Annotated in this window: 20 protein-coding genes; 14 read left to right on the top strand and 6 right to left on the bottom strand. The window is 75.0% G+C overall.

The window, feature by feature from the left end:
• Positions 1 to 477 precede the first annotated feature (477 nt).
• Both ACGF3H_RS31150 and ACGF3H_RS31145 read left to right on the top strand, forming a co-directional pair.
• Complete coding sequence (locus tag ACGF3H_RS31150; protein ID WP_362499986.1) at positions 478 to 1,047, top strand: XRE family transcriptional regulator; 570 nt, start codon at positions 478 to 480, stop codon at positions 1,045 to 1,047.
• Positions 1,044 to 1,763 carry a helical backbone metal receptor gene (locus ACGF3H_RS31145; protein ID WP_362499987.1) on the top strand — a complete coding sequence of 240 codons (720 nt, stop codon included), beginning with the start codon at positions 1,044 to 1,046 and terminating at the stop codon, positions 1,761 to 1,763. Before ACGF3H_RS31150 ends, ACGF3H_RS31145 begins: the two co-directional genes overlap by 4 nt.
• On the opposite strand, the gene ACGF3H_RS31140 is transcribed toward ACGF3H_RS31145, so the two are convergent.
• The gene (locus tag ACGF3H_RS31140; RefSeq protein ID WP_362499988.1) at positions 1,690 to 2,847 is read right to left on the bottom strand and encodes a TDT family transporter; all 1,158 of its coding nucleotides are present in this window, start codon (positions 2,845 to 2,847) and stop codon (positions 1,690 to 1,692) included. The genes ACGF3H_RS31145 and ACGF3H_RS31140 overlap by 74 nt on opposite strands.
• Before the next feature lie 70 nt (positions 2,848 to 2,917).
• Here ACGF3H_RS31140 and ACGF3H_RS31135 point away from each other — a divergent pair, with 70 nt between their 5' ends.
• The gene (locus ACGF3H_RS31135; protein WP_362499989.1) at positions 2,918 to 3,874 is read left to right on the top strand and encodes a LysR family transcriptional regulator; all 957 of its coding nucleotides are present in this window, start codon (positions 2,918 to 2,920) and stop codon (positions 3,872 to 3,874) included.
• Between the two features lie 22 nt (positions 3,875 to 3,896).
• Here the strand turns inward: ACGF3H_RS31135 and ACGF3H_RS31130 are convergent, their stop codons facing one another.
• On the bottom strand, positions 3,897 to 4,607 hold the full coding sequence (locus ACGF3H_RS31130) for a gamma-glutamyl-gamma-aminobutyrate hydrolase family protein (protein WP_362499990.1): 711 nt from the start codon (positions 4,605 to 4,607) through the stop codon (positions 3,897 to 3,899).
• A 73-nt stretch (positions 4,608 to 4,680) separates the two neighbouring features.
• Positions 4,681 to 5,415, bottom strand: coding sequence for an FCD domain-containing protein (locus ACGF3H_RS31125; protein WP_362499991.1), 735 nt, complete (start codon positions 5,413 to 5,415; stop codon positions 4,681 to 4,683).
• Between the two features lie 73 nt (positions 5,416 to 5,488).
• Between ACGF3H_RS31125 and ACGF3H_RS31120 the strand changes: the two genes are divergently transcribed.
• Genes ACGF3H_RS31120 through ACGF3H_RS31105 form a run of 4 tightly spaced genes read left to right on the top strand, consistent with a single transcriptional unit; the run spans position 5,489 to position 10,043 of the window.
• A complete protein-coding gene (locus ACGF3H_RS31120; protein WP_362499992.1) occupies positions 5,489 to 6,853 on the top strand; it encodes a glutamine synthetase family protein in 1,365 nt (454 codons plus the stop codon).
• A gap of 8 nt (positions 6,854 to 6,861) precedes the next feature.
• Positions 6,862 to 8,253, top strand: a complete 1,392-nt coding sequence (locus tag ACGF3H_RS31115; RefSeq protein ID WP_362499993.1) for an aldehyde dehydrogenase family protein — start codon at positions 6,862 to 6,864, stop codon at positions 8,251 to 8,253.
• Positions 8,250 to 9,041 carry a 3-oxoacyl-ACP reductase gene (locus ACGF3H_RS31110; RefSeq protein ID WP_362499994.1) on the top strand — a complete coding sequence of 264 codons (792 nt, stop codon included), beginning with the start codon at positions 8,250 to 8,252 and terminating at the stop codon, positions 9,039 to 9,041. Before ACGF3H_RS31115 ends, ACGF3H_RS31110 begins: the two co-directional genes overlap by 4 nt.
• Positions 9,042 to 9,077: 36 nt before the next feature.
• Entirely contained in the window at positions 9,078 to 10,043 is a 966-nt protein-coding gene (locus ACGF3H_RS31105; RefSeq protein ID WP_362500016.1) for a DUF2510 domain-containing protein, read from the top strand.
• A gap of 1 nt (position 10,044) precedes the next feature.
• Here the strand turns inward: ACGF3H_RS31105 and ACGF3H_RS31100 are convergent, their stop codons facing one another.
• Positions 10,045 to 11,247 (bottom strand): amino acid deaminase/aldolase, encoded by a 1,203-nt coding sequence (locus ACGF3H_RS31100; RefSeq protein WP_362499995.1) that lies wholly within the window; start codon positions 11,245 to 11,247, stop codon positions 10,045 to 10,047.
• A 1,197-nt stretch (positions 11,248 to 12,444) separates the two neighbouring features.
• Here ACGF3H_RS31100 and ACGF3H_RS31095 point away from each other — a divergent pair.
• Together ACGF3H_RS31095 and mycP are read left to right on the top strand one after the other, a co-directional pair.
• Complete coding sequence (locus ACGF3H_RS31095) at positions 12,445 to 13,257, top strand: hypothetical protein (RefSeq protein ID WP_362499996.1); 813 nt, start codon at positions 12,445 to 12,447, stop codon at positions 13,255 to 13,257.
• Entirely contained in the window at positions 13,254 to 14,435 is a 1,182-nt protein-coding gene (mycP, locus tag ACGF3H_RS31090) for a type VII secretion-associated serine protease mycosin (RefSeq protein ID WP_362499997.1), read from the top strand. The genes ACGF3H_RS31095 and mycP overlap by 4 nt, the downstream gene beginning before the upstream one ends.
• Here mycP and ACGF3H_RS31085 read toward each other — a convergent pair.
• The gene (locus ACGF3H_RS31085) at positions 14,420 to 15,421 is read right to left on the bottom strand and encodes a serine hydrolase (protein ID WP_362499998.1); all 1,002 of its coding nucleotides are present in this window, start codon (positions 15,419 to 15,421) and stop codon (positions 14,420 to 14,422) included. The two genes, mycP and ACGF3H_RS31085, sit on opposite strands and share 16 nt — an antisense overlap.
• Positions 15,422 to 15,538: 117 nt before the next feature.
• On the opposite strand from ACGF3H_RS31085, the gene ACGF3H_RS31080 reads away from it, so the two are divergent.
• On the top strand, positions 15,539 to 16,270 hold the full coding sequence (locus tag ACGF3H_RS31080; RefSeq protein ID WP_362499999.1) for an SseB family protein: 732 nt from the start codon (positions 15,539 to 15,541) through the stop codon (positions 16,268 to 16,270).
• Positions 16,271 to 16,287: 17 nt separating this feature from the next.
• Here ACGF3H_RS31080 and ACGF3H_RS31075 read toward each other — a convergent pair whose 3' ends face one another.
• Positions 16,288 to 16,653: a DUF1844 domain-containing protein gene (locus ACGF3H_RS31075; RefSeq protein ID WP_362500000.1), complete on the bottom strand. Its 366-nt coding sequence runs from the start codon at positions 16,651 to 16,653 to the stop codon at positions 16,288 to 16,290.
• 385 nt (positions 16,654 to 17,038) lie between these two features.
• Between ACGF3H_RS31075 and infC the strand changes: the two genes are divergently transcribed.
• The 4 genes from infC to ACGF3H_RS31055 all read left to right on the top strand — a co-directional run bounded on the left by infC (position 17,039) and on the right by ACGF3H_RS31055 (position 19,516).
• Complete coding sequence (gene infC / locus ACGF3H_RS31070; RefSeq protein ID WP_362500017.1) at positions 17,039 to 17,692, top strand: translation initiation factor IF-3; 654 nt, start codon at positions 17,039 to 17,041, stop codon at positions 17,690 to 17,692.
• Between the two features lie 110 nt (positions 17,693 to 17,802).
• Positions 17,803 to 17,997, top strand: coding sequence for a 50S ribosomal protein L35 (gene rpmI / locus ACGF3H_RS31065; protein WP_003977225.1), 195 nt, complete (start codon positions 17,803 to 17,805; stop codon positions 17,995 to 17,997).
• A 105-nt stretch (positions 17,998 to 18,102) separates the two neighbouring features.
• Entirely contained in the window at positions 18,103 to 18,486 is a 384-nt protein-coding gene (gene rplT, locus ACGF3H_RS31060) for a 50S ribosomal protein L20 (protein WP_004002577.1), read from the top strand.
• Between the two features lie 181 nt (positions 18,487 to 18,667).
• Positions 18,668 to 19,516, top strand: coding sequence for an RNA methyltransferase (locus ACGF3H_RS31055; protein ID WP_362500001.1), 849 nt, complete (start codon positions 18,668 to 18,670; stop codon positions 19,514 to 19,516).
• Positions 19,517 to 19,540: the final 24 nt, after the last annotated feature.

The following is a 19,540-nucleotide window of genomic DNA, read 5'->3' as shown; positions in this document are numbered from 1 at the left end:
CTTCGCAGCCTGCGGGCAGTCGTGCACTCGCCCCGCCCTCCCCGCAGCCTGCGGGCAGTCGTGCCCCCCCCCCCCCCCCCCCCCCCCCCCCCGGCGGGGGGGGGCCCCCCCCCCCCCCCCCCCCCCCCCCCCCCCCCCACCCCTCGGGTCGTTCCCGCCGGGACACGGACAGGATCCGGACAACCACGGAGCGCCATGCCACCACCCGAGCCCGGACGGTGAGGGCAGCGTGGACCAGCGGGGAACACGGAGAGCCGCCCGTGCCTTGAACCGGTAGGGTGCCCGCCGCGCACCGCGGACGGCCGCGCCGCGTGGCGAGAACTGTGAGGTCGCGGCCACCGCAGCGTGACGTCGATGTGACGCCCGCATGAAACGGTTTGCCGAACATGCGTAGGGTGCAGAGAACTCCACAGGAGGACGGCGCCCCGGCACGGGACGGCGCTACGACGGCGACGGGCGAAGGAGGGAGCCGGAGCGATGGGCGACCACAAAGACCAGCACCTTCGAGTGGGCGCGGCCGTACGGCGACGGCGCCGCGCCCTGGAGCTCACGCTCGCCGTCGTCGCCGAGCGCAGCGGCCTGTCCGTGCCCTTCCTGAGCCAGATCGAGAACGACCGGGCCCGCCCCAGCCAGACCTCCCTGGAGAAGGTGGCCGACGCCCTGCGCACCACCGCCGTGGAGCTGCTCGCCGCCGCCGACCCCGCGTGCAGCGTGGACGTGGTCCGGGCCGAGGACCCCGACCCCGAACTGGCGCCCAGGGTGCGGTCCCTGGTGCGCGGACACCACCAGATGCACGCCTCCGAGTTCACCGGCGACCACGACGCGGGCCGGGAACTGCAGTACCGCAACGACCAGTTGATGTTCGTCGCCGAGGGTGCCGTGGAGATCGAGGCGGAGGGGCGCGCCTACCGGCTGGGCCGCGGCGACACCCTGTACCTGACCGGTGGGGTGCGGCACCGCTGGCGGGCGACGGTGCCCGACACCCGGCTGATCGTCGTCGCCGTCGCCGAGCACATCGAGGCCGTACGGGACCGGCCGCGCCGGTGAGGGTCGTCTCCCTGGTGCCGTCCCTCACGGAGTCCGTGGCGCACACCGTCCCCGGCGCCCTGGTCGGCGCCACCGACTGGTGCACGCACCCGGCCGGCCTCGACGCAGCCCGGATCGGCGGCACGAAGAACCCGGACGTCGAGCGGATCCTCGCCCTCGGCCCCGACCTGGTGCTCGCCAACGAGGAGGAGAACAGGGCCCCCGACCTGGAGGCCCTGCGCGCGGGCGGCGTCGAGGTCCTGGTCACCGAGGTCCGCACGGTCGCGCAGGCCTTCGCGGAGCTCGACCGGGTGCTGTCGGCCTGCGGCGCGCCGTCCCGGCCCCGCTGGCTGGACGCGGCCGAGGAGGCGTGGTCGGCACCGCCGGTCCCGGGGCACCGCGCCACGGCCGTCGTACCGGTCTGGCGCCGGCCCTGGATGGTGCTGGGCCGCGACACCTTCGCCGGCGACGTGCTGGCCCGCCTCGGCGTCGACCACCTGTACGCCGGTCACGCCGAGCGCTATCCGAAGGTCCCGGTCGAGGAGCTGCGGGCGGCCCGTCCCGACGTCGTGGTGCTGCCGGACGAGCCGTACCGCTTCACCGCCGACGACGGGCCGGAGGCCTTCCCCGGCCTGCCCTGCGCCCTCGTCGACGGGCGGTGCCTCACGTGGTACGGGCCGTCACTGGTCGAGGCGCCCCGGCGGCTGGGCGCGGCCCTGCGAGCAGCGCGCCGCTGACCAGGCCGCGCGCGGTCTGCACGGCGGCGACGGCCCAGGCGGTGACGAGCAGCGCGTACAGGGCGAGTGTGAGCACGTCGTAGGCGGCGAGACCGGTGCGCCGGGCCAGCGCCTCGAAGCCGGTGACACAGGTGCCCACCGGGAAGGTGAACGACCACCACGTCATCGAGAAGCGCATGCCCCGGCGCCGGGCCCGGACGACGTGCGCGGCGGCGAGGCACAGCCACATCAGCGCGAAGCCCGTCACCGGGACGCCGTAGAGGACGGCGAACACGGCGAACCCCTCGGCGTACGGGCCGGGCAGGACACCGGGAGCCACGTCCGCGAACTTCCCCACGGCGGTCGTGGACTGCCCGAGCGGGCCCAGCACCAGGAAGAGCGACGGGGTGAGCGCGAGCGGCAGCGGACCGCCGGTGAGCAGCCTTGCGAAGATCAGCGGAAGGGTCACCAGCGTCGCGAGCAGACTCATTCCGAACATCGCCACGCAGGCGAGCAGCAGCGTCTCGCGCGGCTGCCCCGGCGGCAGGTGCGGGACCAGCAGCGGACCGACGGCCGCGGACACCATCGGCGCGACGAGCGGCAGCAGCCACACGGGGCCGGCCTGGCCGGGCTCGGTGCGGTGCCGTACGGCCATCAGGTACGGCACCACGACCGCCGCCGCGAGCCCGAGCGCCGTACCGGCGGTGAACAGCACCGTGCCGAGGGCGACCGCGGCCGGCTCTCCCGTCCAGTCCCGGCCGACGGTCACGGCGCCGCCGCCGACCGCCAGCAGGGCCATGGACAGGCAGCCGTAGAAGGGGGCGGCCGCCGGATCCAGCAGGTGGGCGCGGGCCTGGTCACGGTGGTGCCGCCAGTGCAGCGACCTGGCGACGAGCAGGGCCGCCAGCAGGGCGAGGGACAGGGCCCAGACGGTGGTGCAGACGGTACGCAGACCGGGTACGTGCCAGGGGAGCGCGGCGCCCGCGCTGCCGACGACGGCGGTGCCCATGACGCACGCGTACCAGTTCGGGCCGAGATGACGGACCGCCGGGACGCGCCGTGCCGGGGCGGAGGCGGGGGACAGGGGCTGGGCTGCGGTGACCATGGTCCTACGGTCTCGGCGCCGGAAGCCCCTGACCAGGGACCATGCCCCTATGAGGGCATAAGCTGGAGTTATGGGCAGCTGGAATGTCAGGGGTGACGGGGCGGACGGACCGGGCGAGCCTGGGCGGCACGCGGCGGGCTCGCTGTCGCACCGGGTGCCGGATCTCGGCGCCCTGGAACTGCTGCTGGCCGTGGCACGGCTGGGCAGCCTCGGCGGGGCCGCGCGGGAGCTGGGCATCACCCAGCCGGCCGCCAGCAGCCGCGTCCGCTCGATGGAGCGCCAGCTCGGGGTGGCCCTGGTGGACCGCTCGCCGCGCGGCTCCCGGCTCACCGACGCCGGTGCACTGGTCACGGACTGGGCGCGCCGGATCGTGGAGGCGGCCGAGGCGTTCGACGCGGGCGCGCAGGCCCTGCGGGACCGGCGGGACTCACGTCTGCGGGTGGCGGCGAGCATGACCATCGCCGAGTACCTGCTGCCGGGCTGGCTGGTCGCCCTGCGCGGCCAGCTGCCGGACACCGCCGTGTCGCTGCTCGCCGGGAACTCGGCAGCCGTGGCGGAGCGGTTGCTCGCCGACGAGGCCGATCTGGGGTTCGTGGAAGGCGTGAGCGTCCCCGCGGGCCTGGACTCCGCCGTCATCGCCCACGACCGGCTGATCGTCGTGGCGGCACCCACCCACCCGTGGGCCCGCCGGCGCCGCCCGCTGGCCGCGCAGGAGCTGGCGGAGACCCCGCTGATCCTGCGGGAGGAGGGCTCGGGCACCCGGCAGGTCCTGGACGCGGCCCTGGGCGGCCTGGCCCGTCCCCTGATCGAGCTGTCGTCGACCACCGCGGTGAAGGCCGCCGCCGTCGGCGGGGCCGGTCCCGCGGTCCTCAGCGAACTCGCCGTCGGCGAGGAGCTCACGACACGGCGCCTGGTCAGCGTCCCCGTGGCGGACGTCGCCCTGGCCCGCGACCTGCGCGCGGTATGGCCCACGGGCCACCGCCCCACGGGCCCGGCACGGCAGCTTCTGTCCCTGACCCGGGGGTGAATGCCCCCGGCCACGGTGGTGCTCAGCCCGGCAGGGCCTCGTCGGGGTCGGTCGCCGCGGTCACCAGGGCCCGCATCACCCGCTCGTCCTCGCCCATCTCCGGGTGCCACTGCACGCCCAGCGCCCAGCCGTCGGCGGGCGGCAGCTCGACCGCCTCCACCGTCCCGTCCGCCGCGTGCGCCGAGGCGATCAGGCCCGCGCCGAGCCGCTCCACCGCCTGGTGGTGGTACGTCGGCACGAACATCTCCTCCGCCACGACGCCGGCGTACCGCGTCCCCGGCACCGGCGTGACCGGGTGGCCGCCGAACACACCGACCACTTCCGCGTGGCCCTCGATGTGCTGCACGAGCGTGCCGCCCAGGGCGACGTTCAGCAGCTGCATGCCCCGGCAGACACCCAGCAGCGGGACGCGTGCCGCCAGGGCCGCCCCGATGAGCGCGAGCTCCCACGTGTCGCGGGCGCGGGCGGGCGGGCCGGTGCGGGGGCCGGGCTCCGCGCCGTAGCGGACCGGCTCCACGTCGGGGCCGCCCGCGATGACCAGACCGTCGAGGCGGGCGACGGTGGCGGCGGCGTGTTCCGGCGCGTCCGGGGGGAGCATGACGGCCAGCCCGCCCGCCCGTTGCACCAGACGCGGATAGGCGGCCGGCAGCAACGCCGCCTCCAGCTCCCACACGCCCCAGCGCGCCCCGGCCTCCAGATACGTACTGACCCCGATCAGCGGCCTGTCGCCCATCCGACCTCCCGGCAATGGACCCTATCCGTACCTTTGCAGACCGGCCCTGCCCGCGACACCCGCGGAGCGACCCTCACGCCAGGAACCCGCGGAGCAGCGCCGCCGTCCCCGCGCAGTGCTCCCGCATGATCTCCCGCGCCCCGTCCGCGTCCCCGTCGAGCACCGCTCCCACCAGCGCGGTGTGCTGCCGCTGGGAGTGCTCCAGATTGCGCACCAGCAGCGGGATGCAGTCCAGCAGGCCGTTCACGCTCGCCCGGACGCCCGCGTACTGCGCCGTCAGCGTCGGAGAGCCGCACAGCTCGGCGAGGGCCAGGTGCAGCATCGTGTCCAGCCGCCGGTACTCCGCCAGCGGCGCGTCGTGCGTGGCGGCCAGCGCCGCGCGCAGCCGCGCCGCCCGCCCGTCCGTCAGCCCGTGCGCCGCGCACAGCCCGGCCGCCCCCACCTCCAGCACCTCCCGGAAGCGCAGCACGTCCTCCAGGTCGACCCCGGCGATCCGGCGCCGCAGCTCGTCCTCGTCGCCGACGTCCGGGCGGGGCAGCACGAACGTGCCGCCGTACCTGCCGCGCCGGGCCTCCAGCAGCCCCTGGTCCTGGAGCACCTTCAGGACCTCGCGCAGCGTCACCCGGCTGACCCCCAGCCGCTCGGCGAGCTCCCGCTCGGACGGCAGCCGCCCGCCCTCCGGCACCAGGCCCAGCCTGATCACCTGGAGGATCTGCTCCAGCGCCTCCTCGAAGCCGTTGCCGGCCCGCACCGGCCGCAGCACCGGCGTGAGCCGGTCCGGCACGCTCCCCCCGTTCCCCTCCGGCATACGGCCGCGCCCCCTTCCCAACCAATGGTTCCCAGCAATACCTTATGGGTCCCGGTCGGAAGGAGGCCCCTCCGTGGCAGACCGCACACCCCCGCTCGGGGTCGAGGAACTGCACGCCCTGGTCGCGGGCGGCGAGATCGACACCGTCGTCCTGGCCTTCCCCGACATGCAGGGCCGCCTGCAGGGCAAGCGGTTCGCCGCGCGGTTCTTCCTCGACGAGGTCCTCGACCACGGCACCGAGGGCTGCAACTACCTCCTCGCCGTCGACACCGAGATGAACACCGTCGACGGATACGCGATGTCCTCCTGGGACCGCGGTTACGGCGACTTCGCCCTGCACCCCGACCTGAACACCCTGCGCCGCCTGCCCTGGAACGAGGGCACGGCCCTGGTCGTCGCCGACCTCGCCTGGGACGACGGCGCCCCGGTGCCCGCCGCGCCCCGCCAGATCCTGCGCCGCCAGCTGGACCGCCTCGCCGGACACGGCTGGACCGCCCGGGCCGGCACGGAGCTGGAGTTCATCGTCTTCCGCGACACCTACGAACAGGCCTGGGACGCGAACTACCGCGCCCTGACCCCGGCCAACCAGTACAACATCGACTACTCCGTCCTCGGCACCGGCCGCATCGAGCCCCTGCTGCGCCGCATCCGCAACGAGATGGCAGGCGCCGGCCTCACCGTCGAGTCCGCCAAGGGCGAGTGCAACCCCGGCCAGCACGAGATCGCCTTCCGCTACGACGAGGCCCTCGTCACCTGCGACCAGCACGCCGTCTACAAGACCGGCGCCAAGGAGATCGCCGCCCAGGAGGGCATGTCCCTCACCTTCATGGCCAAGTACAACGAGCGCGAGGGCAACTCCTGCCACATCCACCTCTCCCTCGCGGACGCCGACGGCACCAGCGTCATGCCCGGCGACCGGGAGGGCGGCATGTCCGACGTCATGCGGCACTTCCTCGCCGGACAGCTCGCGGCGCTGAGGGAGTTCGCGCTCCTCTACGCCCCGAACATCAACAGCTACAAGCGCTTCCAGCCCGGCTCCTTCGCCCCGACCGCCGTCGCCTGGGGCCACGACAACCGCACCTGCGCGCTGCGCGTCGTCGGCCACGGCCGTTCCCTGCGCTTCGAGAACCGGCTCCCCGGCGGCGACGTCAACCCCTACCTCGCCGTGGCCGGCATGGTCGCGGCCGGCCTGCACGGCGTCGAACAGCGCCTGGAGCTGCCCGAGCCCTGCCCGGGCAACGCCTACACCGCCGACTTCGCGCACGTCCCGACCACCCTGCGCGAGGCCGCCGAGCTGTGGGAGAACAGCACCATCGCCAAGGCCGCCTTCGGGGACGAGGTCGTCGCCCACTACCGCAACATGGCGCGCGTCGAACTGGACGCCTTCGACGCCGCGGTCACGGACTGGGAGCTGCGCCGCTCCTTCGAACGCCTGTGAGGCCCCCGTTGTCCGACGAGCTGCGCGTACTGAACCCCGCCACCGAAGAGGTCCTCGCGACCGTGCCCGCCGCCTCCGCCGCCGACGTGGACGCCGCCGTCGTACGGGCCGCGCGGGCCCAGACGGGCTGGGCCGCCCTCGCGCCGGGCGACCGGGCCCGGCTGCTGCGCCGCTTCGCCGCCGCCGTGGACGGCCACCTGGAGGAGCTGGCCCGGCTGGAGGTCCGGGAGGCCGGGCACACCGTCGGCAACGCCCGCTGGGAGGCGGGCAACGTGCGCGACCTGCTCGACTACGCCGCCGGGGGAGTGGAGCGGCTCACCGGACGGCAGATCCCGGTCGCCGGGGGCCTCGACGTCACGATCCTCGAACCGCTCGGCGTCGTCGGCGTCATCGCGCCCTGGAACTTCCCGATGCCGATCGCCGCCTGGGGCACGGCCCCCGCGCTCGCGGCCGGCAACGCGGTCCTCCTCAAACCGGCCGAGACCACCCCGCTGACCGCGCTGCGCCTGGCCGAGCTGGCCCTGGAGGCCGGGCTGCCGGAGGGCCTGTTCCAGGTGCTGCCCGGACACGGCCCGGTCACCGGCGACGCGCTCGTCCGGCACCCGGGCGTCGCCAAGATCGTGTTCACCGGCTCGGCCGCCGTGGGCCGGCGCGTGGCCGCCGAGGGGGCGGCACTCCTCAAGCCCGTCACCCTCGAACTCGGCGGCAAGAGCCCCAACATCGTCTTCGCCGACGCCGACCTCGAGGCCGCCGCGGCCGCCGCCCCCATGTCCTTCCTGGACAACGCGGGCCAGGACTGCTGCGCCCGCACCCGCATCCTCGTCCAGCGCGGAGCCCTCGACCGCTTCCTCGGCCTGCTCGCCCCCGCGATCGAGGCCGTCCGCGTCGGCGACCCGGCCGACGAGAGCACCGACATGGGCCCGCTGATCTCCCGGGCCCAGCGGGACCGCGTCCGCTCCTACGTCCCCGACGACGCGGACGGCATCCGCGGCAAGGCCCCCGAGGGCGGCCCCGGCTTCTGGTTCCCGCCCACCGTCCTGACCGGCGTCGACCCGGTCGCCCGCGTGGCCGTCGAGGAGGTCTTCGGGCCCGTCGCCGTCGTCCTGCCCTTCGACGACGAGGCCGACGCGATCCGCCTGGCCAACGCCACCGACTACGGCCTCTCCGGCTCGGTCTGGACCCGGGACCTCGGCCGCGCCCTGCGCGTGTCGGGCGCCGTGCGCGCCGGCAACCTGTCCGTCAACTCCCACTCCAGCGTCCGCTACTGGACGCCGTTCGGCGGGTTCAAGCAGTCCGGACTGGGCCGCGAGCTGGGCCCGGACGCGCTGACCGCCTTCACCGAGACCAAGAACGTCTTTCTCAGCAACGTCCCGTCGAGCACGGAGGGCCCCGCACAGTGAGCGAAGCGAGCGAGGAGATCATCTGCCGCCGCCTGGCCGGCCGTACCGCCGTCGTCACCGGAGCCGGCAGCGGCATCGGCCTCGCCTCCGCGCGCCGGCTCGCCTCCGAGGGCGCGCACGTCGTCTGCGGCGACGTGGACGAGACCCGGGGCAAGGCGGCGGCCGAGGAGACCGGCGGCACCTTCGTCCGGGCCGACGTCACCGACCCCGGGCAGGTCGAGGCGCTGTTCAGGACCGCGTACGACACCTACGGCAGCGTCGACGTCGCCTTCAACAACGCCGGCATCTCCCCGCCCGACGACGACTCCATCCTGGAGACCGGCCTGGAGGCCTGGAAACGCGTCCAGGAGGTCAACCTCACCTCCGTCTACCTGTGCTGCAAGGCCGCCATCCCCTACATGCGGCGCCAGGGCCGGGGCTCGATCATCAACACCGCGTCCTTCGTCGCGCGGATGGGTGCCGCCACCAGCCAGATCTCGTACACGGCCTCCAAGGGAGGCGTTCTCGCCATGTCCAGGGAGCTGGGCGTGCAGTTCGCCCGGGAGGGCATCCGGGTCAACGCCCTGTGCCCCGGACCGGTCAACACCCCGCTGCTCCAGGAGCTGTTCGCCAAGGACCCGGAGCGGGCCGCGCGCCGGCTCGTCCACGTCCCGGTGGGCCGCTTCGCCGAGGCCGAGGAGATCGCCGCCGCCGTCGCCTTCCTGGCCAGCGACGACTCCTCCTTCGTCAACGCCACCGACTTCCTCGTGGACGGCGGGATCTCGGGGGCGTACGTCACACCGCTGTAGAACGCCGCACCGGCGTCCTACAGTGCCGGGATGAGCATGACCCCTCCGCCCGGCTGGTACCGGGACCCGTCGGCCCCGCACCAGGAACGCTGGTGGGACGGCACGGCCTGGACCGGACACCGGCGCGCGCCCGAGGGCTTCGGAGCGCCCGTGCCGCCGCCCCCGGAGCCGCCGACCGTGCCGCTGACCACGGGCGGCGGCACGGGACGCCGGCAGTCCGGCGGCGACGGGCGCGGGAAGGCCGCCGCCCTCACCGCCGCCGCTGCGGTCCTCGTCGCGGCGATCGCCACAGGCGTCGTCCTCCTCGGCGAGGACGAGGACACGGGGACGGGGGCCCACGCCCTGCCGACCGCGGCGACCTCCGCGGCCCCCGCGCCGCGGACCGCGTCACCGACCTCCTCGCCGACCGCGCCGGAACCCTCCGCGGACGGCCCCGCCGTCGTCGAGGACCAGCTCAACGGCATCACCTTCCCGCTGCGGGACGGCTGGGTGCGCCCGCGGTACGTCCCCGAGCACGACGTCATGATGACCACGGACGGCACCTACGACTGCCCGGGCGACGGCGGCGTGTGCCGGCACGGCCTCGTCATCTCCCGCACGGTCACCGCGACCGCCGAGAACTCCCCGAAGGCCCTCGCCGAGCAGGACATCGAGGCCGCGGCCGACGACGCCTACGACCGCGACACGGCCGGCGGCGAGCCGTTCGGGGGCCTCGAGTCCCACGAGGTCGTCGGCTCCGGGCCGGTGGCCGTCGCGGGACGCGCCGGGTACTACGTGCGCTGGCGGGTGACGACGGCCGAGGGACCCGGCGGCTACGTCCAGTCGATGGTGTTCCCGTCCACCGTCGGCACCGAGTCCCCGATCCTCGTCCGCTACGTCTTCGACGCCGGCGAGGACGGGCCGCCGCTCGCCGACATGGACCGGATCACCGAGGGCATCCGGCCCGTCGGCGACGCGGGCACCGGCGGCGGCGTGGGCAGCAGCATCGGCCCCTCGCGCTGACCTACAGGTAGGTGCGCCCCTCGCCCCGGTACGTCGGCACCGTCGCCGTCACCGTGTCCCCCTCCACCAGGTGCAGGGTGTCGAACCGCTCGCACAGCTCACCGGCCTTGGCGTGCCGGAACCACACCTTGTCGCCGATCAGCAGGTCGTCCGCGGGGGAGCCCAGCAGCGGCGTCTGCACCTCGCCCGCGCCCTCCTGCGGGTCGTAACGCAGCCCCTCGGGCAGATACGGCACCGGGAGCCGGTCGGCGCCGGCCGCGCCGGAGGCGGGATAGCCGCCGCCGAGCACGGTCACCACGCCGACGCCGGGGCGCCGCACCACGGGCTGGGCGAACAGGGCCGCCGGACGCCCGCTGAACGACGTGTAGTTGTCGAACAGCCGCGGCACGTACAGCCCGGACCCGGCGGCGATCTCGGTGACCGCGTCCTCCGCGGCGGTGTGCTGCACACTGCCCGTGCCGCCGCCGTTGACGAACTCGAGGTCCGGCACCACGGCCCGCACCGCCCGCACCACCCCGGCACGCCGCTCGGCGAGTTCGCGGCGGGCGGCGGTCTGCATCAGCCGCACCGCCCGCGACCGCAGCGGCCGTCCCGCCACCGCGTCCCCGACCCCGGCGACATGCCCTTCGTACGCCATGACGCCGACGACCCGGAAACCGGGACGCCGGGCCACCGCCCGGGCCAGGTCGGCGACTTGCGCGGGGGAGTGCAGCGGCGACCGGCGCGCCCCCACCCGCACCCGTCCGCCGAACAGCCGCAGCGAGGTGTCCAACTCCAGGCAGACCCGCACCACTTCCCGGCCGCCGTCGCGGGCCGCGTCGATGTACCCCAGCTGCGCCGGATCGTCGACCATCACGGTCACGGCGGAGGCCAGCTTGGGGTCGGCGGTCAGCTCGGCGTACCCCGCACGGTCCGCGGACGGGTAGGCGAGCAGCACGTCCTCGAACCCGGAGCGGGCCAGCCACAGGGACTCGGCCAGCGTGAAGGACATGATCCCCGCGAAACCGTCCCGGGCGAGGGCGCGTTCGAGCAGGGCACGGCAGCGTACGGACTTGCTGGCGACGCGGATCGGCTTCCCGCCGGCCCGGCGGACCAGATCGTCCGCGTTGGCGTCGAAAGCCTCCAGGTCCACGATCGCCACGGGGGCGTCCAGATGGGCGGTGGCCCGGTCGTAACGGGCCCGGTCGGCGGCACGCGCAGTCATGAACGAAGCCTGCCAGACGGGATTACCGCAGGGTAGGGGGACGTTCCGGGCCAATGCCACGGGCCCGCGGACTGGTTCCCCGCCGGGCCGGGGCACGCCGTAGAGTGACGCGCACGCACGGCGGAACGGCCCGGGCAGCAGGGCCCCTGGTCCGCGCCGGGATGGCGGTCCGCCCGTGCGGGTATGCGTGCCCGGGACGGCCAGTCCGCTCCGGGCCCGGGCAGGGGAACGCAGGCCCGCGCCGGACCACCGGCCCGGGCCCGAGGAAACGGGGGGTGCATGAGCACGGAAGCACGCCGCGCCTCCCTCCCCCCACACCCGTCGGCCCCACCCGCCGGCGACGCGCCCCCGCCGCCCCACCCCGGCCCCCTCCCCCCGCCCCGCCCCACCACCCCGCCCACCGCGGGAACCTCCCGCCCGCCGACCCCGCCACGGCCCCCCGCCCCGGCCTCACCGGGCACCTCCCCGACCTCGGACACGCCCCGTCACCCGAGTCCGCCGCCGACCTCCGACGCCGTATCACCGCGGTCGGGAGCCCGGCGCGACGCGGGCACGCCGCCGCGCCCGGTCACCGCGCCGTCCGACGCCGAGCCGACCCCCCGCCCCGCCATGCCGGCGCCCCCCGGCACCCCGTGCGACGCGGGCGCACCGTCCCGCCCCGGCGCAGCGGCGCGTTCCCACACCTCGCCGGGCTCCGGGGCGCAGCCGCGTCCTGCTGCACCGCCGCGTCCCGACGCGCCCCCGGTCGCCGGTGCCCGCCGCGAGCGGGGCGTCTCGCCGGACGCCGGCGCACCGTCCCTTCCGGGCGCCCCGCGCGACGCGGGCACGCCGGTCCGTCCCGCCGCTTCGCAGGCGCCGGGCGGGCCCGACCGGCGGCCCGGCAACCGGTCGGGGAACGCCGGTGCCCCCGGAGGCCCCTCCACACCCCCGCCGCCGCGGGCCACCGCCCGCTTCCCGGACGCCCCGCCGACCGTCGGTCGTGGCCGCGCCGCGGCCGGTACGCCGCGCGGGCGTGACGTACCGGAACGCCGGTCCGCGGAGGCCCCGCCGGAACGCCGTCCCGCCGCCCCCGCGGAAAGCCCGTCGGAGACGACCACCCGCCTGCGCCCGATCCCCGCGCCCACCGAACCGCACGCCCCCGGCCCGGCCCGGTCGTGGGGCACCGCCTCCGTGCCCGGTGCCGGACCCCGCCCCCACGTGTCGTTCGCGGAGCCCGAGGGGTACGACGAGCACGCCCGGCCGCGCCCGCTCGGCGGGCGCCTGCGCCCCCAGGCCGTCGCCGCGGCTGTCTGCCTCGTGCTCGGCGCCGGGCTCGTCACCGGCGCCGCCACCGGCAGCTGGCTCGCCGGGGACTCGGGGGACGCCGACGCGCGCAGCGCCTTCACCGCGGCCGGGGACCTGTGGCACAGCGTGCCCGTCGACCGGCTCTTCCCGCCCACCGTGCAGGGGCAGGGCGCCGGCCCCGGCGGCGCCGACCGCACCTGGACCCGCGTCGCCGTCGCCCCGGACAGCGGCTGCGCGGGCGCCTTCGACCCGCTGCTGGCCAAGGCCCTCGCACCGGCCGGCTGCGCACGCCTGCTGCGCGCCACCTACACCGACGCCACCCAGAGCCACGTCACCACCGTCGGCCTGCTCTTCACCAAGGCCGACGCCGCCGCCATGACCTCCCTGGCGAACCGGTTCGAGAAGGAGGGCCTGGCCCGGCGCGCCGACCTCGTGCCCCTGCCCTACGCCGCCGAGGACACCGTCGCCGCCGGTTTCGGCGCCGGCGGGCGCGCCGCGTGGACCGTCTCCGTCCTCACCGACGCCCCCGTCGTCGTCTACGCCGTCTCCGGCTGGGCCGACGGCCGCACCGTCGACCGGCCCGAGCCCGCGGAGGAGGCCATGGAGTCCGGCGCCACCTCCGCCCCGGCCCAGGCCGGCCTCGGTCACGAGGCGCAGGGCCTCGCCGACCGCATCGAACGCGCCCTGCGCAAGGACGTCGGCCCCGCCACGGAGCAGCCCTCGTGAACACCGCCACCGCCCGCCGCACCGGCGGCGCCCTCAGCGTCCTCCTCGCCGCCGCACTCGTCCTCGCCCCGGCGCCCGCCGCCCACGCCGACGGCATCCGCGCCAAGCAGTGGGCCCTCGACGCCATGCACACCGACGAGGTGTGGCGCACCACCAGGGGCGCGGGCGTCACCGTCGCCGTCCTGGACACCGGCGTCGAGGCCGACCACCCCGACCTGGCCGGCAACGTCCTCACCGGCACCGACCTGGTCGGGTTCGGCGCGAGCGAGGGCGACCGCGCCTGGGCCCGGCACGGCACCGCCATGGCCGGGATCATCGCCGGTCACGGCCACGGCCCCGGCGACACCGAGGGCGTCATGGGCATCGCGCCCGAGGCCACGATCCTCCCCGTCCGCGTGATCCTCGAGGACGGCGACCCGTCCCGCACCAAGGCCCGCAAGACCCGCGGCAACGCGCTCGCCGAGGGCATCCGCTGGGCCGCCGACCACGGCGCCGACGTCATCAACCTCTCCCTCGGCGACGACTCCGCCTCCGCCCACCCGGAACCCGCCGAGGACGAGGCCGTCCAGTACGCCCTGAAGAAGGGCGTGGTCGTCGTCGCCTCGGCCGGCAACGGCGGCGAGAAGGGCGACCACGTCTCCTACCCGGCCGCCTACCCGGGCGTCATCGCCGCGACCGCCGTCGACCGCTTCGGCACCCGCGCCTCCTTCTCCACCCGCCGCTGGTACGCCACGGTCAGCGCCCCCGGCGTCGACGTGATCATCGCCGACCCGGACCACCGCTACTACGAGGGCTGGGGCACCAGCGCCGCCTCCGCCTTCGTGTCCGGCGCCGCCGCCCTGGTCAGGTCGGCCCACCCGGACCTCACCCCGGCCCAGGTCAAGAAGCTGCTGGAGGACACGGCCCGCAACGCTCCCGCCGACGGGCGCGACGACTCCCGGGGCTTCGGCTTCGTCGACCCCGCCGCCGCCGTCGAGGCCGCCGGCCGCCTGGAGTCGCGCGGACTGAAGCCGGCCGCCTACGGCGAGGAGTACTTCGGCTCGGGACCGGACACCCCCGCCTCCCACGACGACACCTCGGCCTGGGCGGCCCCGCTGGCCGGCAGCGCCGGCGGCGTCCTGATCGTCGCGTCCGTGGTCCTGTGGCGCGGCCGCCGCCAACGCTACGACGACTTCTGATCCCCGGCCGCGCCGCCCCCGCGCGCCGCCTGCCCGTCGTCCGCGCCGGCGAACACCGACACCGCCGCCCGCGCCGCCGCCTCGGTGAGCGAGACGCCCGCCGCCTGCGTCGCGCTGCCTCGCGTGAGCACCGCCACCAGGAGGCCGTGGCCGCCGGACGTCACCCGCCCGATGCTGTTGACCACCCACAGACCGGTGGTGCTGCGCCGCAGCCAGCCGTTCTTCAGCGCCCACGCCCCGTCGGCGGCGTCGGCCGCCGCCGACACCCCCCACCGCTGGTCCTCGGCGATCCGCCCCATCAGCTCCCGCAGATACGCCCGCGAGTCCTCGCTCAGCGCCGAGCCCTCCGCCCCGAACACCTGCCGCAGCAACGCGAGCTGATCGCCGGCCGTGGTCTGCGTCAGCCCCCACAACGGCCCGTCGCCGCCCTCGGTCGCGGTGAGACCGAAGCGCTCCTTCGCGGCGTCGAGCCCCTCCGCCGCCCCGATCGACCGCCACAGTGCCGTCGCCGCGTCGTTGTCGCTGTTCTCGATCATGTCGACGGCGTACGCCTTCTCCCCGGCCGTCAGCGCCCGCCCCGCGTCCTGCGCCCGCAGCAGCAGCGTCGCCAGGATGTCGACCTTGACGATGCTCGCGGTGTCGAAGACCCCCGAGCCGTACGCCGCGCTCTGCCCGGACCGCGGGTCGAGCACCGCCACCGACACCTCCGCGCCGTCCGCCACGGGCACCGCCTCCATCGCCGCCGCGAGCAGCGCGTCCCCGTCCACGGCCGCCTCCGTCGCGCTCTCCACCGGTGCCTCCCCGTCCGCGGTCGCCGAGGCCGTCGACGATACGGCGCCCGCGCCCGGGTGCGCCCGCGCCGTCACGTACACCGTCCCGGCGGCGGTGGCGCCCACCACGGCGACCGTGGCGAGGGCGGCGGACAACAGGGCGCGGCGCCGGGGCGGGCGGGCGCGACGGCGCCGCCGGGCTCGGGGGGACTCCATGCCCGCGATGCTCGGGGCGGCGGCTGTGCGCAGCGTCGGACGGAGGTGAAACGCGGCTCAGAGATCCCTGAGAGCCCGGTGAGGACCGACCCGCATCCCCCGATAGGGTCGGGGACCGTGGCGAACAAGAACATCCCCGACTCCGGCTTCTCCGACGACGACGGCTCCGCCGCCCCCCGGCTGAGCGCGGCGCTCGCCACCTGGGCCGAGGACCGCACCGCCCTGGCACCCGTGCTGGAGGCGCTCAAGGGCGCCCGGCTGCTCGTGCCCGTCGTGGCCGTTCTCGGTGAGGTGGAGGAGAACGAGAACGGGCTGCGCCGCGAGAAGACCAGCGACATGGCCGTACCGACGCTCAAGGCGCGGGGCCGCACCGCCCTGCCCGCCTTCACCTCCACCGAGTCCCTCGCCCGCTGGGACCCGGAGGCCCGCCCCGTCGCCGTCCCCCTGCACCAGGCACTGCAGGCCGCCGCCCACGAGAAGGCGGACGCGGTCGTGCTGGACGTGGCCGGGCCGGTGCCGTTCGAGCTGAGCGGGGCGGCCCTGCTGGCGCTGGCCGAGGGGCGCACGACGACCGATCCGCTCGCCGACCCGGCGGTCGTGGAGGCGGTGCGCGGTGCCGTGGCCGCCGAGCCCGCCGTGCTCCGTGCCCACCTCGGACCGGGGGAGGCCGACGGCACCCTCGCGCTCGTGCTCGACCCCGCCGCGGCGCCGGCCGAGGCCGCCCGCGCCGTCGCCGGGCGGCTGGCGGCGGACGAGACACTGAGGGCCCGCCTGGTGCGCGGCCTCGACCTGGCACTCCTGCCGGCCGGGGCGACGCCTCCGGGCGAGCCCTTGTACGTACGCGGGTAGAGACGAGCGCGGACGGCTCAGCCGTAGACGGCGCCGGTGTACTTCTCGCCCGGACCCTGACCCGGCTCGTCCGGCACCAGCGACGCCTCGCGGAACGCCAGCTGGAGCGACTTCAGCCCGTCGCGCAGCGGCGCCGCGTGGAACGAGCTGATCTCGGTCGTGCTCGCGTCCAGCAGACCGGCCAGCGCGTGCACCAGCTTGCGCGCCTCGTCCAGGTCCTTGTGGGCGTCGCCCTCCTCGGTCAGTCCGAGCTTCACGGCGGCGGCGCTCATCAGATTGACGGCGACCGTCACGATCACCTCGACCGCGGGAACCTCCGCGATGTCGCGGGCCATGGCGTCGAAGTCGGGATTCGCCGAGGATTCGGCAGGGGTCTCACTCATGCAGCTCACGATAGGCGCAGGCGGAGCCGGGACCCCACTCGGTCTCGGTTAGCCCTTCCCCCGCCGAGCTGCTAACCTTGTGTAACGACCGGTCGGACACGCACGCCTCAGGCAGTGGGTCCGGCCCACAAGTGGAGGCTTCGAACTCCCACCTGACCGTCCCCCGGGACGGCGGGTCACCGGTCAGGCGGTCCCGTCCACGCGGCGGCGACCGGCCCGAAAGTGCGCCCCGCGGCCATCGCGACGGTGCTCCGGTAGCAGTTCGAGGAGCCCCGCCTGTGATCGTCCGGGGCATTTTTTGTGCGCCGGCGCGGTTAGGTCTATCGAACACAGACGTTACGCGGCTGTCCGCCAGACCGTCGCGTGGTGCTACCGAGGAGGATCCATCAGCGCCGAGCCCCGCATCAACGACCGGATTCGCGTTCCCGAGGTGCGACTTGTCGGTCCCAGCGGCGAGCAGGTCGGGATTGTCCCGCTTGCCAAGGCCCTGGAGCTTGCGCAGGAGTACGACCTCGACCTCGTCGAGGTCGCGGCGAACGCCCGTCCGCCCGTGTGCAAGCTCATGGACTACGGGAAGTTCAAGTACGAGTCGGCCATGAAGGCCCGTGAGGCGCGCAAGAACCAGGCGCACACGGTCATCAAGGAGATGAAGCTCCGGCCGAAGATCGACCCGCACGACTATGACACCAAGAAGGGTCACGTCGTCCGGTTCCTCAAGCAGGGCGACAAGGTCAAGATCACGATCATGTTCCGTGGTCGCGAGCAGTCCCGGCCGGAACTCGGCTACCGACTGCTGCAGCGTCTCGCGGAGGACGTCCAGGACCTCGGCTTCGTGGAGTCGAACCCGAAGCAGGACGGCCGCAACATGATCATGGTCCTCGGTCCGCACAAGAAGAAGACCGAGGCGATGGCCGAGGCTCGCCAGGCGCAGGAAGCCCGCAAGGCGGACGCGAAGGCCAACCCCGGCAAGTCGCAGAACGCCGCGGACGCCGACGCCGTGAACGCCGAGGCCCCGGCCGAGGCTTCCGCCGAGGCGTGACCCCGGGGGACGCGAGTCCCCAGGACGTAACCGATACAAGAGCGACGCTCCACCGTGCCCGGTTTCACGACCGGGCACCGGAGTGCCACCGACGAGGAGATAACGGCGCTATGCCGAAGAACAAGTCGCACAGCGGTGCCAGCAAGCGCTTCAAGATCACCGGCTCCGGCAAGGTGCTCCGTGAGCGCGCCGGCAAGCGCCACCTGCTCGAGCACAAGTCGTCCCGCGTGACGCGTCGCCTCACCGGCAACGCCGAGATGGCCCCGGGCGACGCCGCGAAGATCAAGAAGCTTCTCGGCAAGTGACGTCCGCGGCGCCCGCACGGAGCGCCGTACGTCATTCAGGACCGGGACCCAATCGATACCGGGCCGCGTGAGGACCACCGCGGCCCCGCTACAAGGAGTTAACAAGTGGCACGCGTCAAGCGGGCAGTCAACGCCCACAAGAAGCGCCGGGCGATCCTCGAGCAGGCCTCCGGCTACCGCGGTCAGCGTTCGCGCCTGTACCGCAAGGCCAAGGAGCAGGTCACCCACTCGCTGGTCTACAACTACAACGACCGCAAGAAGCGCAAGGGTGACTTCCGCCAGCTGTGGATCCAGCGCATCAACGCCGCTGCCCGCGCCAACGGCATCACGTACAACCGCTTCATCCAGGGCCTGAAGGCCGCCAACGTCGAGGTGGACCGCAAGATCCTCGCCGAGCTGGCCGTCAACGACGCCGGTGCGTTCGCCGCGCTGGTCGAGGTCGCCCAGAAGGCGCTGCCGAGCGACGTCAACGCGCCGAAGGCCGCGTGACGCTGCGCCGGCTTTGAGCCGTCGTGACTGGACCCGCAGGTTTCGAGCCTGCGGGTCCTGTTGTTGCCGCCCCACCGTGCCCTTTCGGCTGCGGGTGCGTCGTGGCTTGTCGCGCAGTTCCCCGCGCCCCTGAAGGGGCGCGTTGCAGTCCGCGTCGATTCAGATGTGAAGGTGAGCAAGAGTGCGTCCCGTCAGCCCCGAGCTGATCTCTCCCCGGTCCCCCCGTGTCGCCGCCGCGCGGCGGTTGGCGAAGCGGAACTTCCGGGGGAAGGAGCGGCTGTTCCTGGCCGAGGGGCCGCAGGCCGTGCGGGAGGCCGCCGGGTACGGGGACACCCTGACCGAGGTGTTCGCCACCGTCGAGGCCGCCGAGCGCTACGCCGACATCATCGGCGCCGCCCGTGACGCCGGCGCGCGGGTCCACCTCGCCGCCGACGCGGTGATCGAGGACATCTCCACCACCGTCACCCCCCAGGGCCTCGTCGGGGTCTGCCGCTTCGTGGACACCCCCTTCGACGCGATCCTCGCCGCGCGCCCCAAGCTCGTCGCCGTCCTCGCGCACGTCCGCGACCCCGGCAACGCCGGCACCGTGCTGCGCTGCGCCGACGCCGCCGGCGCCGAGGCCGTCGTCCTCACCGACGCCTCCGTCGACCTGTACAACCCCAAGGCCGTACGCGCCTCCGTCGGTTCCCTGTTCCACCTGCCGGTCGCCGTCGGCGTCCCCGTGGAGCTGGCCGTGGCCGAGCTGCGCGACGTCGGCGTGCGGGTCCTGGCCGCCGACGGCGCGGGCGAGGACGACCTGGACGCCGAGCTGGACGCCGGCACCATGGGCGGGCCCACCGCCTGGGTCTTCGGCAACGAGGCCTGGGGGCTGCCGGAGGAGACCCGCGCCCTGGCCGACGCCGTGGTCCGCGTCCCGATCCACGGAAAGGCCGAGAGTCTGAACCTCGCCACCGCCGCGGCCGTATGTCTCTACGCGTCCGCGCGTGCACAGCGCGCCGCCGGAGGGTGCCGCTCCGTCACCGCAGGCTAGTAGGGTGACCAGCTCGGGGACCCC

Origin of the sequence: Streptomyces sp. NPDC048185 (genome assembly GCF_043202495.1) — a bacterium.
In the GTDB taxonomy this organism is placed as follows: Bacteria; Actinomycetota; Actinomycetes; order Streptomycetales; family Streptomycetaceae; genus Streptomyces.
This window is presented reverse-complemented; position numbering and strand designations above follow the sequence as displayed.